Genomic DNA, 13,401 nt, shown 5'->3' with positions numbered 1-13,401 from the left:
ATACATGCAGTACAATAAACCCCTTTTGACTTGGCTAGTAGCCGCCATCATGACTATATTTTTGTCCGGTTGTTCAAGCTGGGTTTATAGGATAAATGTACCTCAAGGTAACTTTTTAGAGCAATCCGACGTCGATAAGCTCAGAATCGATATGACTAAAGAACAGGTCATGTTTGTACTAGGTACGCCAGTTGCAAAAGATGCCTTTAATTCTTCAAAATGGCACTATAGTTACGTATTTAACATTGATAGAGACTCAGAAATACGCAAAAGCTTAGTGGTACACTTTGAAAACGATAAATTAGTTAGTTTGACAGGGGATTTTGACACCCCCGCTGAGTTTAATACACCACTAAACAACTAGTTTATCTGCTGACTTATAGCGTGGCAGGTTTTATACCTGCCTTTTTTATGCTCATTTCATCCATTCTCTAAGCTTTTAAATACTCACTACTGCTAAGCACATAACCAGTGTGAAGATAGCTTGAATCGATAAACTCACCCAGCTCAATGCCCCTAAGCACCTTAGGCTCAGTGGTAACTTAGTAGCAGGAAAAAGTCGTCTATTTTTTAATAACCTAGCAAGTGCAAAAATAAATAAGGTTGCGCTCGAAATAAGTAATATCATAGATAACTTATTGTCTCGTGTGGCATCTAAAAACAGCACAATCTGTAATGGTAAGAGTAATATTGTCAATGCCTTAAGTGCGTAAACTCGCAGTATGCGTTGATATTTCGCCTGGTCACTTAACTCGATAATTCCGCGCTTTTCCAAATATTTTTTGGCGTTAACTGACTGGTTTTCTGTCGCCAATCGGTACGGAGTGCAACCAGATGCGTCTGCAAGCCTTGGATCGACGCCCATATCTTCTACGAGCTCCAGCATAGGACGAGAATTAGATAACACAGCATAATGCATCAAGTTTCGACCTAGATCGTCTAAAGAGACCCCACAGTGAAACTCTCTGAGCGCTTTTGCAGCACTGACAAAGCCCTTTTCAACAATCCACATCATTGCTGATTTGCCCGCGCTATCAGCACCATGGCCTCTTGCTCCTTTTTCTATTAAAGAGAGCATATTTGACTGTTTAGCGGCCCCTGACATCACCTGCTCTAACAAGGCATTATCCAAGATCTGTAAACGCTCTTCCTCATTGCACAAAAGTGTCAGTAACCCTTCACAGTCATGACCTTCGTTAAGATATTTAACCGCTTCGGCTTGCGTCAATGTCATATTTTCTAGCACATCTTTATGATGCTCGGTGAGACATGCTTGGCTTTGTTCTCCCCCTAGTAACCAAAGCTCACAGGTTTGTGACGGTGTGAGCTTGAATCCATTGGGCAATAACCAACACAAAGACTTAAATTGCTTATTTTTAAGTAATAAGTCGACAAATGATATTTTGCTTTGAATTTTTGCCTGAGAAGCAATGCTTGAATACTGTGACAAACAGCTCAGTAGCTTCATGGTTAAATCATCACGGTCGATCCCTGCTTGTTCAATGTGCTTAAGTAATTCCGCCACATAGTTATGCTGTTCAGCATCGTATTCATCTATATGTTGAAAAAAACACGACTCAAAAGGATCTAGGGGCTTTAACCATGCAACATAAAATATCGGTGGTAAAACCTGAGAAATAACGCCCTGCTCATCTTTGAGCACGTCGCACTCAGGCCATGCTTCAAGTGCATCAAGGATGAATGCACCATTATCTTCCACAAGGCCTTTTAGCAATAGGGGAAACTGAGAAGGCCAAATTAAAACTTGCTCCATGGATGCACAAACCATTTAAATAAAATTATCAAAGTTACTTTTGCTGAGTACCAAGTACTCACCCGCAAGATGATACCAAGTGTAAACATAAAAAGCTGCGAATATCTCACACAATTTACATATATACCAAACGATAACAGGACTAAGTTATAAGCTCGTACAATGACAATGATTTTAGTAGACTGTATTACACTGAATAATACCAATTAGTATTAGCCTATAGAAATTAGATTTATCTAGGCTGAACACAAAAGTGAGTGGCATTTTGGAAAAGTTAGAAACGTGGAAAGTAATATTGATCATCGTGGCCGTTTTCGGTTATGTGATTGGCAATATTATGCTCCTAAAATATGCAAATAAGTTTAATGTGAAAGAGAAGCTAGATAAGCAACTAAAACCTGAAAAAACAGAAGACTACGATAAAGAAACAGAACAAGAAGAGCGTAAATAAGCAGTGAGTACGTTACTGTACTCACTGCCAGACAACCACTAGCCGACTAACCAATGCGCCATCAAGGCAATCACAGGCAAAGTGACCAACGTTCTTAAGATAAATACTGCAAATAGCTCAAAGATATTCACTGGGATTTTACTCCCCAATAATAACGCACCCACTTCTGACATATAAATGAGCTGTGTCACACTTAATGCCGCAATAATAAAGCGCGTCACATCACTTTCAATATTACTCGCCGCTAAAATAGATGGTATAAACATATCAGCAAAGCCGACCACGATGGTCTCCGCCGCTTTTGCCGCTTCAGGTACCTGAAGTAACTCTAGATATGGAATGAAAGGCTGACCTAAAAACTGAAAGATTGGCGTTTCTTCGGCAATGATCAATGCAAATGTACCCACAGCCATCACGACAGGCAATACAGCAAATAACATATCTAGCGCGTTAGACACGCCTTCTTTCACCGTGCCTTTTACACCTGGTGCATTGTGTGCTTTTTGCAAAGCGACATCTAACGCATGTCCAAACAAGGTCTTACCTTCTGGGACCGCTTCAGAATCTTGATTGTGCGTCGTGCCATCAACATAGACATCTTTTTTGAAGCTCAAAGGAGGAAGTCTAGGCACAATGATTGCGGCTACTACACCAGCGGCACATACCGTCAGGTAAAAAGGTGCAAATAGGTGCTCTAACTTCACTTGTCCTATTACCACTAAACAGAAAGTGATAGAAACAGCAGAGAACGTCGTACCAATAATAGCCGCTTCACGTTGTGTATAATGCTTGTCTTCATATTGACGTGAGGTCATTAAAATTCCAACGCTACCATCTCCGAGCCATGAAGCCACACAGTTAACAGCACTTCGACCAGGTACACCAAATAACGGTCTCATGACCTTGGTAAGTAATGTGCCAACCAGCTCTAACAAACCAAAGTTTAATAACAGTGGCAGCAGTAAACCGGCAAAAACAAACACAGAAAACAGCACAGGCAGCAGGTCATTTAACACCAACGCCCCAGTACCACTTGAATGGATTAACTCAGGCCCAACTTTGAAAAATGTCATCAGGATAAATAACATACCAAAAAGGCGTGTTACAACCCAGATCCAGCTCACATCAAAAAGATGTCTCACTAAATCGCTCTTCAATAGCGCGGCAGGTTTAAACACCTTAATGACGATACTCAACACACCAGTGATGCAGACAATTGAGACGATGAGTGCGTGTATGAAAGGGCTGGTCAAGTTCTGTAGCTCTTTTGCTAGCACAGCAATCGGAATCGTCATCGCATCACCTATTGCAACAGGTGTCATAAAAAGGAACACCCCTATTAGCGACGGTACAATGAATGCGAACCAAGTTCGCCAATTCACAGGCGATGTTTGCGTTGTATCTGACATCATTTCTAAATCCCAAAAAAAAGAAAAGAGCTTTCGCTCTTTCCTGAACTACTTAGCGGTTTGTAATTATATACTTAGTCCGCGATTACGCAGGGCCGTTACCAACCCCTGTTGAAGCGTTTCCATGGCTTTTGCATCAAGTACATTACCCTCAGCATCAGACCAAGTAAGCGAAGTCTGTTCATCATCCGTTACTCCGACTGAAATAGTGTAATCACCATCGGCCAAATTCAGAGTCGGCGCCTCTTCACCCCATATTGAATCCCAAACGCTACTTTCAGGTTTTTTATATCTAACCAGTACTTCATTACTGTCGCCGTCGATACGTATAATCGTGAAATTGACGCGTTCTAAGAAGTTAGACAAACGCTCCATAACCGTGTTTCTATCTGCAAGCGTAATCAGCGCAGCATTACCTGCATTATCGTAGCCAAGATCAAGTGACAACACGCCTTGTTGCTTACGTAACTCAACCTCTAACAAGCGATATTTATAATCGAACTCAGCCACAACTTCATTCAATGCGCGTACTTCAAGTTGCTGCCTTAGCATGCCGTCTAATGCTACTTTATCACTTTGGTAATCAACCAATTTAACTTCTAAAGAAGCTGTACGTTGGTGATCTTCTTGAGAAAGAGTAAACTCGAATCTCTGCTTAGATACTTCGGTCACCGTCTCCCAGAACCAACCATCTTCTGCTTCGATAATGGAATACCAACCAGTGGTGAGCTTGCCATTGCGTCGATCGTCATTCTCAATCGAAGATTGATGGTTGCTGATGACACCTTCAACCGCTGCCCAAATAAAATCATCAAGTGCTTCTATACCATCATTTTTATCGAAGTAGATGCGCGCAACATCTTCTTTATCTTCAGCCCAGCTGCCTTTCGCCAGCGTTAGAACTTGCTGTGGCGGGCGGAAGCTCTGAGGCTCAGCATCATTTTCGTAGACAGCAACATTCATTTGGAATTCTTTATCTTGATACGGTTGCTCGAGATCTGCGGGAACTTGCACAGCCTCATGGACACGATAGTTTTTCTTTTGATGCGTGTCATTTGTAAATACACTACAACCTGATAAACCGAGTACAACGCCTAACGTTAGCGCTTTAGGGACCCAATACTGCACTAATAAAACTCCTTAGCAAACCCACTATGTAATTATTCTTTCACTTAAGATTAAGGAATGCTGAAATGGTTCACTGCCAATCACACTAATTTTCTTTTTAGTCTGATGGGTAAATTTAAAAAAATTTGCACTATGTTACTTGGCAAACTGGGCAAACACAAGAAACACACGTTTGAATTGTCTAATCTGTGAGGCGTTACAATCACAGCGAACGAGTAGGACTGGCATTTAATCTATGATAGTATTCGCCGCTGTACAAATTATACGTAACCTCTATGACTCACTTGGCGACAGCTAACTAGGACGTCGATATGACTACTTTTACTTCACATCAACTTGTTTTAACTGCAATAGGGGAAGATAGATCTGGCATTGTCAGTGAGCTCACTGAACTTGTCAGTGAGTGTAATTGTAATATCATTGATAGCAGAATTGCGATTCTCGGTAACGAATTTACTTTTACGATGTTGCTCTCTGGTGATATCGCCGCAATAAGTCGAGTTGAGCACACCTTACCTGTAAAAAGTATGGAGTTGGGCTTGCTCACGATGATGAAGCGAACATCAAGTCATACAGAGAACGATTTTAGTGCAGGATACACACTAGAATATACAGGCATTGATACACAAGGCACGTTAAGCCGCGTTACACGTTTTTTTGCTGAGCAAAATATCAGTATCTGCTCTCTTAAATCTGATACTTTTGAGGAAGACGACGAGCTACGCATGCGCTGCGAGCTAGAGTTCAATACCCCCGCTGAATTAGATTTCGAACAATTTAAAATAAAGTTTGAAGAACTATCTAGTATTTCAAACGTACATTATGTTTTCAGACGCATTCGCTAAGGATCATTAATGAATACATTACAAGCAGGTGATAACGCACCTAGTTTTACATTAGAAAACCAAAACGGTGAAACGGTGGCGTTGAGCACATTGCTCGAAGCAAACCAAGTTTTAGTTTATTTCTACCCTAAAGCACTCACTCCCGGTTGTACAGTGCAAGCAGAGCAACTTCGCGACCACAAAGAGCAACTTGCTCAACTCAATACGGTTGCTGTTGGCATTAGCCCGGATCCTGTTAAAAAGCTTAAGAACTTTGAAACCAAAAAAGAGCTCAATTTTGACCTTCTTTCAGATGAAGACCACGCCATCGCGGATGCATTCGGTGTTTGGGGCCTGAAAAAGTTTATGGGTAAAGAATATGATGGTATTCACCGTATTAGTTTCTTAATTGGACAAGACGGTGTGATCAAACACGTATTTAATAAGTTCAAAACAAAAGAGCACCACCAAGTGGTTATTGACCATCTGTCAGCTCAATAATTAAAAAAACCCAGCTTAGAGCTGGGTTTTTTTATCGCTATTACTTCGCTGTGACTAGTTAAGCTTGTCTTGCCTCAAGCATAATACGTTTCATATCTCTTACAGCCTTTTCTAAGCCATCAATCGCTGCACGGGCAATAATCGCGTGACCAATGTTTAGCTCATAAATTTCTGGCATTTGCGCAATGGGTTTTACGTTATGGTAATGAAGACCATGACCAGCATTGACGATAATGCCAATGGAATCGGCATATTGCACGCCTTCACGAATGCGCTCAAGTTCCGCACTCTGCTCACTGTCTGATTCAGCATCAGCGTAAGCACCTGTATGAATTTCAATATAAGGTGCTTGTGTCGCTTTCGCCGCATCGATTTGTGCTTTATCCGCATCGATAAACAAAGACACTTTAATGCCAGCTGCACTCAACTTTTCAACCGCTTCGGCCACTTTTTGCTGATTACCAATCACGTCCAAGCCACCTTCCGTTGTCAACTCTTCACGCTTTTCAGGCACAAGGCAGACATATTCAGGTTTAACTTCACAGGCGATATCCAGCATTTCATCTGTCACCGCAATTTCAAGGTTCATTCGTGTTTGAATGGTTTTTGCCATGACATACACATCTCTATCTTGAATGTGTCGACGATCTTCTCGTAAGTGGATAGTGATGCCATCTGCACCTGCGTGCTCAGCCACAGCCGCTGCGTGGGCTGGATCAGGGTAACTGGTACCACGAGCTTGTCTTAACGTCGCAATATGGTCGACATTTACACCTAATAAAATATCTTTCATTACTCTACCTTGGTTGAAAAAGTTCTCTGCTTTTAAGTGGTTTACTACCTAGCAAAGGTTTTAATAAATAACGGCTTAATGCTTTAGCTTGCCTTCTAGACAACAGCGAGCTGTACTCTCCATGTGCGATAGCAAGCAAGGTTTCACCTGAAAAACTACGCTGAATATCGTCACTGAGACAAAATCCCACCTCTCTGACAAACTGATAATAATTCGCTGCCTCAATAGGGGCACCAAACGCATCGTAATCAAATTCGATGCCGACCCCAAGCTCATATAAAAGCTTAAACTCATAGTTACGCAATATGGCCTCAATGTGTTCACTATTAGCATGACTTTTTGACGGTTGTCCATGCGCGACTATTGCCATATTGTGGGCGTTACTATAGAGCTGTCTGAGGTGTTCCTGATACAAGCAAAATACATGATCGAGCGGCTCATTGACAGGAATAATACGATGGGATAGTTCATTAAGATAAAAAGCACAGTACAAATCTGTGCCTTTAAACATCAGGGGTGGAGATTGGATTTCGAAGTCATTTAAAAACTTCAGATCATACTTGCCCGCGTATCGGATCAGCAAGCAAGTAAAAGGCTGTAAGGATGCATTTTGACGCAATGCGCGTTTGCCTTTAATCCTGGCCAACATAGAAAGCTGACCAATGCCTTCAACGAGCATATTTAACATCACTTGCGAATCTCTGTACGGTCGCCGGTGGAGCAAATATGCTTGTCGAAAGTCGCTATCCAATCAGTCTTCTCCGTAGCCTAGGCTTCGTAGCGCACGCTCATCATCAGCCCAGCCAGATTTCACTTTGACCCATAATTCTAAGAACACCTTATTGTCTAACATGTCCTCAAGATCACGACGCGCTTCACGGCCGATCACTTTAAGCTTTTCGCCTTTGTTACCGATCACCATGCGTTTTTGTGATTCACGTTCAACTAAAATCAACGCATTAATTTGCCAAACACCATTGTCCTGCCACTTAAACTGTTCAATTTCAACCGTGACAGAATAAGGAAGCTCATCACCCATAAAGCGCATTAGCTTTTCACGGACAATTTCCGCCGCAAGAAAACGCATAGAGCGATCTGTGACATAATCCTCTGGAAAATAAAACTCGCATTCAGGAAGTCGGCTTTTAACCTCTTCTTTCACCATGTCGATGTTTTTACCGATTTTCGCAGAAACTGGCACAATACCAACAAAATCATGCTGCTCGCTGAGCCATTGCATATGATGCAAAATCTCTTCTTTTTCTTTAACTTGATCGCTTTTATTCATCACGACCAAAACAGGGCGACCGCTGTCTTTTACCTTGTTTAGAACCATTTCATCATCTTGGTTCCAAAGCGTCCCTTCAACGACAAAAATAATGAGTTCAACATCACCAATTGAACTGCTTGCAGCACGGTTCATTAAACGGTTAATGGCACGCTTTTCTTCAATATGAAGACCTGGTGTATCCACATAAACAGCTTGATAGTTGTCTTCGGTGTGGATCCCCATAATTCTATGGCGCGTGGTCTGAGGTTTGCGAGACGTGATACTGACCTTTTGCTCAACAATTTTGTTGAGCAAAGTGGATTTACCTACATTTGGGCGGCCAACAATCGCAATCATGCCGCAATGGGTGTTAGGATTCATCTTTTAAAATCTTCAATGCTTGCTCTGCGGCCTTTTGTTCTGCTTTACGACGCGAACTACCCACAGAAATAATACTATCCATACCCTTTACAGTACACTCAACCGTGAATGTCTGATTGTGTGCTTGCCCTTTAGTATCAATTACCTGATACGCAGGTAGCGGTAACTTTCTGGCTTGCAAATACTCTTGCAGTAGCGTTTTTGGGTCTTTCTGGTTATGTCCTGGAGAGATAGCTTCTAAGCGGCTCTGATACCACTTAAGTACAAGCGTCTTACAGGTCTCGATGTCTGAATCTAAAAACACCGCGCCAATAATCGCTTCTACCGCATCAGCCAAAGTAGACTCCCTGCGATAGCCACCGCTTTTGAGCTCGCCCGGACCAAGCCTTAGGTAATCCCCTAAGCCAAACTCAACACCAAACTCTGCAAGTGTCTGTCCACGCACCAAGGTCGAACGCATACGACTCAAATCGCCTTCACGCGCCTTTGGAAATTTGTGATACAAAGCATCTGCAATAACAAAGCTTAAAATAGAATCGCCTAGAAATTCTAGGCGTTCATTATGTTGACCTTTATGGCTACGATGTGTCATTGCCTGTTCAAGCAATGCTTGCTCTGCAAAATCGTAGCCTATCTTTTTATATAATTCTGTGACGTTCTTTTTCATTGTTACTGAATATTACCTAGGCGCTCAAAACGAACACCTGTTGGAACCCAGCCTGGCAATAAGCTATCTGGACCGTTATCAAAATCAAAACTCATCCAGATGAATACAGCTTTTCCAACTAAGTTTTCTTTAGGAACAAAGCCCCATACGCGGCTGTCCTGACTATTGTTACGGTTATCGCCGACAGCAAAATAGCTGTCTTCTGGAACGACCCACTCATCTCGGCGAGTACCAGGTTGCTGGTAATAACGCTCTGACAGTTCCAGTGCTTTCGGGTTAATTAAAATATCATGTTCAACATTAGGTAGAGATTCTGTCAAACGTACTAGTGGCATAGAGCCTTGCTTAAATTCATCACGATTAACAATCTCAACGTCAATCTTGTTGAACTCTCCACACGCTAGTCCATTTCGGCTTTGCTCGCCCTCTTCACATTTTGGATGAATGAAAAGCTGACGATTACGATAAACAATTCGATCGCCAGGCAAACCGACAATACGCTTGATAAAGTCAATACGCTCGTCCAACGGGAATTTGAATACAGCAATATCACCACGCTCTGGCTCACCAACATCAACTAGCTGAGAACGCCAAACCGGGTCTTTAATGCCGTACGCATATTTTTGCACCAAAATAAAGTCTCCATCCAACAATGTTGGCATCATTGAACCTGACGGAATTTGAAAGGGTTCAAAGATAAATGAGCGAAACACTGTGATCGCCGCAATCATTGGAAAGATAGACTTTGCACTATCAGTTATGGCAGGCACAGGTGCAATCTGGTCAATAACTTCTTGATCCAAAGGCTGTTCTGAAGCGCCTTGGGCAAGGGCAATACGTTCCTTACGTTTTGGTGCATACACTAAGTGATCTATCAACCAGATCAGGCCCGATCCCAAAGTCAACAGCACGAGAAAGACCGAAAAATAACCTGCCATAAATAATAATTCCTGTTACTTACCTACTTTTAATATTGCAAGGAACGCATCTTGCGGCACTTCAACGTTACCTAATTGCTTCATGCGTTTCTTACCTTCTTTTTGCTTTTGTAATAGCTTCTTCTTACGACTCACGTCACCACCATAACATTTCGCAATTACGTTTTTACGTAACTGTTTTACCGTTGTACGGGCAATTACGTGGTTGCCAATCGCAGCCTGAATCGCAATATCAAACATCTGCCTTGGAATTAACTCTCTCAAAGCATCAGCCAGCTGACGGCCTCGGCTCTGTGCATTATCACGGTGAACAATGATCGCAAGTGCGTCCACTCTATCACCATTAATGAGAATATCACAGCGAACCATGTCAGATACCTGGAAACGTTTAAAGTTATAATCAAGCGATGCAAAACCGCGGCTCGTCGATTTCAATTTATCGAAGAAGTCCATAACCACTTCAGCCATCGGCAATTCATAAGTTACCGCAACCTGATTACCGTGATAGCTCATCTTAGTTTGTACACCACGCTTCTCGATACATAGCGTAATCACATTACCTAAATACTCTTGTGGTACCAAGATGTTCGCTTCTACAATCGGCTCTCTAATTTCTAAGATGTCATTGACCGGTGGTAAATCTGACGGATTATCGATTTGAATTACGCCATCTTTAGTTTCGACTTCATACACTACCGTTGGCGCTGTCGTGATAAGATCCATGTCATATTCACGCTCTAGACGCTCTTGGATGATTTCCATGTGTAGCATGCCTAAGAAGCCACAGCGGAAACCAAAACCGAGTGCAGTAGAGTTTTCAGGCTCGAAGAACAAAGATGCATCGTTCAAGCTTAGCTTGTTCAGTGCATCACGGAAGTTTTCGTAATCATCTGAAGAGATTGGGAACATACCGGCATACACTTGCGGCTTCACTTTCTGGAAGCCCGGCAAAGTTTCTTCTGCTGGCGTTTTTGCAAGGGTTATCGTATCACCAACTGGTGCACCATGGATGTCCTTAATGCCCGCGATGATAAAGCCCACTTCACCACTCGTTAGCACACCTGTCTCGGTTTGCTTTGGTGTGAAAATACCAATTTTATCTACGATATGAACTTGATCCGTAGACATAATCTTGATTTTTTCACCTTTACGTAGTTGGCCATGCTTAATACGCACAAGTGATACAACCCCTTGGTAAGGGTCGAACCATGAGTCAATGATCAACGCTTGTAATGGCTTATTCACATCTCCTTCAGGTGGTGGGATTTCTTTTACAATCTCTTCTAGCACAGCATCAATACCAATACCGGTCTTCGCACTACACTGCACAGCTTCTAATGCATCAATACCGACAATTTCTTCGATCTCTTCTGCAACACGCAATGGATCAGCCTGAGGTAAATCAATTTTATTTAAAATTGGAACGACTTCTAAGTCCATTTCAATTGCTGTGTAACAGTTAGCAAGCGTTTGTGCTTCTACACCTTGACCTGCATCAACAACCAAAAGTGCGCCCTCACAGGCAGCTAAAGAACGGGATACTTCATAAGTGAAGTCAACGTGTCCTGGTGTGTCGATAAAGTTTAACTGATAAGTTTCGCCATCTTGGGCTGTATAGTTCAAGGTAACACTTTGCGCTTTAATTGTAATACCGCGCTCACGCTCGAGTTCCATTGAATCCAGTACTTGCTGCTGCATTTCGCGGTCTGACAAGCCACCGCATACCTGGATTAAGCGGTCCGAAAGTGTCGATTTTCCATGATCTATATGGGCTATAATTGAAAAGTTACGGATATGCTTCATATACTGGATTCTAAACTTCTGTTATTCACAAATAGAGATTAAACGACGATTTTACAATTTATTTGACTTAATCACCATCTATTTGCGTGACTGGAAGGCTAATTGGATAAATTTTTATCACTTTCACCTCATGTTTTAGGCTTTGCCCCTTCTTTTTCGCCACCAAAAAACCTAAAAACGCAAAAAAGGCTGCAAAGCCAATTTGCCCTGGTTCTGATAAAGAAAAAAGAAGTAAGGCGCTGAACATGCCAATAAATGCCATGATCAAAGGCAAAAGGTAAACCCAAAGCGCGTGCTGGACAACCTTGCTGTCATCGAGCGCCAATTTTACCTTTTGACCAACACTTAATTTCTGGGAAATGGAGAGTGGGAACGCTTTTTTATGAGTGCCAAAAAGCTTGCTAAAAACTTGAGAGCCGCATTTACCATTGCAGCCCTCACAGGCGGGTTTTTGTTCTGAGATCAGCCAAGCTGTGTTTCCTTTTAGCTCAGACACTGTGAGTGTTTGTTCAATCATAAGGAGCGCTTAACTGATTCTGCGATAGATTTTGCAGTTTCAACGGGGACTTTTCCTACAACGGATACATCAAACGCGCCTGCATTGTGCACGTACACAGTGGTTGCCCCAGACGTCAATGCCCCACTTGCTCGTTGCCCAGTAAGTGGACGCTGCACAAAGACAGAAACCTCAACGAGTCCATCCGAATATAAAAAGTAATCCGCCAATTCGTTGTTTAAATCAAGCTTATGCCTATCAGACTTTAACAGTTTAAAGCCCTTCGGCAACCAACCTATTTGCCAATTATTTTGCTGTTTTACATCGGGTACATCAACAATTCCAGACACTGGCGTTGGTAAAGCTTTCTCTTTGAGATCTAACAATTGACTCGCCGGTTTTTCAGTGACCGATATATGAGTTAATTGCAACTGCTCAAGTACTTCTGCGCGCTGATTCACATAAGCGGCTTTTAACAGCAGCGCTGACTGTAAATCAACCCATAGCCAGTAATTGTATTTCGTCTCATCTTTTGCCACTAGCCTAACAAGCTGGGCAGGTCTACCAGCTATGCGCTCTTTACCACCAAGAACAAAATCATAACTCTGATCAAGCGCACCAATATCACGAAGTAAAGCCTCAGGGATAGGGCCGTCAATCACATCGGTGCTAAGCGAATACGGTTCAGTTTGAGGTTCAAAATACGTAACCACATCATCTATCCGTACAACCTCAAGGCCAGCACCATTTAATAAGGTTAAAATTTCTAAATCTGTCTGCTCAACTTGGCCATGTAACCATCGATATGGCTCCATGCCTTTGCCTTTCACCACAACAAAGGAGGCATCAAAGTTACGCTTTTGCACGGCCATCGACATATCTTTGAGAAGCTGCCGTGCATTTATGTTTTCATTGGCGTACATCTGGGCGCTATATAATATCCCCAGTAAAACCGCGAGCCATTTA

The 13,401-nt window shown here is 42.3% G+C and carries 15 protein-coding genes; 4 read left to right on the top strand and 11 right to left on the bottom strand.

Features of this window, described 5'->3' with window-relative positions:
- The first annotated feature begins 4 nt into the window (after window positions 1-4).
- Entirely contained in the window at window positions 5-364 is a 360-nt protein-coding gene (locus JF50_RS07140) for an outer membrane protein assembly factor BamE (protein ID WP_039608722.1), read from the top strand.
- 75 nt (window positions 365-439) lie between these two features.
- On the opposite strand, the gene JF50_RS07135 is transcribed toward JF50_RS07140, so the two are convergent.
- Window positions 440-1,774, bottom strand: coding sequence for an ankyrin repeat domain-containing protein (locus tag JF50_RS07135; protein ID WP_039608721.1), 1,335 nt, complete (start codon window positions 1,772-1,774; stop codon window positions 440-442).
- A 265-nt stretch (window positions 1,775-2,039) separates the two neighbouring features.
- Between JF50_RS07135 and JF50_RS07130 the strand changes: the two genes are divergently transcribed.
- Entirely contained in the window at window positions 2,040-2,225 is a 186-nt protein-coding gene (locus JF50_RS07130) for a DUF2897 family protein (RefSeq protein ID WP_039608877.1), read from the top strand.
- Between the two features lie 38 nt (window positions 2,226-2,263).
- Here the strand turns inward: JF50_RS07130 and JF50_RS07125 are convergent, their stop codons facing one another.
- Together JF50_RS07125 and bamC are read right to left on the bottom strand one after the other, a co-directional pair.
- A complete protein-coding gene (locus JF50_RS07125) occupies window positions 2,264-3,634 on the bottom strand; it encodes a YjiH family protein (protein ID WP_039608876.1) in 1,371 nt (456 codons plus the stop codon).
- Between the two features lie 66 nt (window positions 3,635-3,700).
- The gene (bamC, locus tag JF50_RS07120; RefSeq protein WP_039608720.1) at window positions 3,701-4,762 is read right to left on the bottom strand and encodes an outer membrane protein assembly factor BamC; all 1,062 of its coding nucleotides are present in this window, start codon (window positions 4,760-4,762) and stop codon (window positions 3,701-3,703) included.
- 311 nt (window positions 4,763-5,073) lie between these two features.
- Here bamC and JF50_RS07115 point away from each other — a divergent pair, with 311 nt between their 5' ends.
- Window positions 5,074-5,607: a glycine cleavage system protein R gene (locus JF50_RS07115; RefSeq protein WP_039608719.1), complete on the top strand. Its 534-nt coding sequence runs from the start codon at window positions 5,074-5,076 to the stop codon at window positions 5,605-5,607.
- Between the two features lie 9 nt (window positions 5,608-5,616).
- Window positions 5,617-6,087 (top strand): thioredoxin-dependent thiol peroxidase, encoded by a 471-nt coding sequence (gene bcp, locus JF50_RS07110; RefSeq protein WP_039608718.1) that lies wholly within the window; start codon window positions 5,617-5,619, stop codon window positions 6,085-6,087.
- Window positions 6,088-6,145: 58 nt separating this feature from the next.
- On the opposite strand, the gene pdxJ is transcribed toward bcp, so the two are convergent.
- The 8 genes from pdxJ to JF50_RS07070 form a co-directional block, all read right to left on the bottom strand.
- Complete coding sequence (pdxJ, locus tag JF50_RS07105) at window positions 6,146-6,880, bottom strand: pyridoxine 5'-phosphate synthase (RefSeq protein WP_039608717.1); 735 nt, start codon at window positions 6,878-6,880, stop codon at window positions 6,146-6,148.
- A 4-nt stretch (window positions 6,881-6,884) separates the two neighbouring features.
- Window positions 6,885-7,631 carry a DNA repair protein RecO gene (gene recO / locus JF50_RS07100; protein ID WP_039608716.1) on the bottom strand — a complete coding sequence of 249 codons (747 nt, stop codon included), beginning with the start codon at window positions 7,629-7,631 and terminating at the stop codon, window positions 6,885-6,887.
- On the bottom strand, window positions 7,632-8,531 hold the full coding sequence (gene era, locus JF50_RS07095) for a GTPase Era (RefSeq protein WP_039608715.1): 900 nt from the start codon (window positions 8,529-8,531) through the stop codon (window positions 7,632-7,634).
- Window positions 8,521-9,198 carry a ribonuclease III gene (gene rnc, locus JF50_RS07090; RefSeq protein WP_039608714.1) on the bottom strand — a complete coding sequence of 226 codons (678 nt, stop codon included), beginning with the start codon at window positions 9,196-9,198 and terminating at the stop codon, window positions 8,521-8,523. Before rnc ends, era begins: the two co-directional genes overlap by 11 nt.
- A 2-nt stretch (window positions 9,199-9,200) precedes the next feature.
- Complete coding sequence (gene lepB, locus JF50_RS07085) at window positions 9,201-10,136, bottom strand: signal peptidase I (RefSeq protein ID WP_039608713.1); 936 nt, start codon at window positions 10,134-10,136, stop codon at window positions 9,201-9,203.
- Window positions 10,137-10,151: 15 nt separating this feature from the next.
- Window positions 10,152-11,939 carry a translation elongation factor 4 gene (gene lepA, locus JF50_RS07080; RefSeq protein ID WP_039608712.1) on the bottom strand — a complete coding sequence of 596 codons (1,788 nt, stop codon included), beginning with the start codon at window positions 11,937-11,939 and terminating at the stop codon, window positions 10,152-10,154.
- A gap of 67 nt (window positions 11,940-12,006) precedes the next feature.
- Complete coding sequence (locus JF50_RS07075; protein WP_039608711.1) at window positions 12,007-12,456, bottom strand: SoxR reducing system RseC family protein; 450 nt, start codon at window positions 12,454-12,456, stop codon at window positions 12,007-12,009.
- Entirely contained in the window at window positions 12,453-13,358 is a 906-nt protein-coding gene (locus tag JF50_RS07070; protein WP_419177500.1) for a MucB/RseB C-terminal domain-containing protein, read from the bottom strand. The genes JF50_RS07075 and JF50_RS07070 overlap by 4 nt, the downstream gene beginning before the upstream one ends.
- Window positions 13,359-13,401 lie beyond the last annotated feature (43 nt).

This window comes from Pseudoalteromonas luteoviolacea (assembly GCF_000814765.1).
GTDB lineage: Bacteria > Pseudomonadota > Gammaproteobacteria > Enterobacterales > Alteromonadaceae > Pseudoalteromonas > Pseudoalteromonas luteoviolacea_H.
This window is presented reverse-complemented; position numbering and strand designations above follow the sequence as displayed.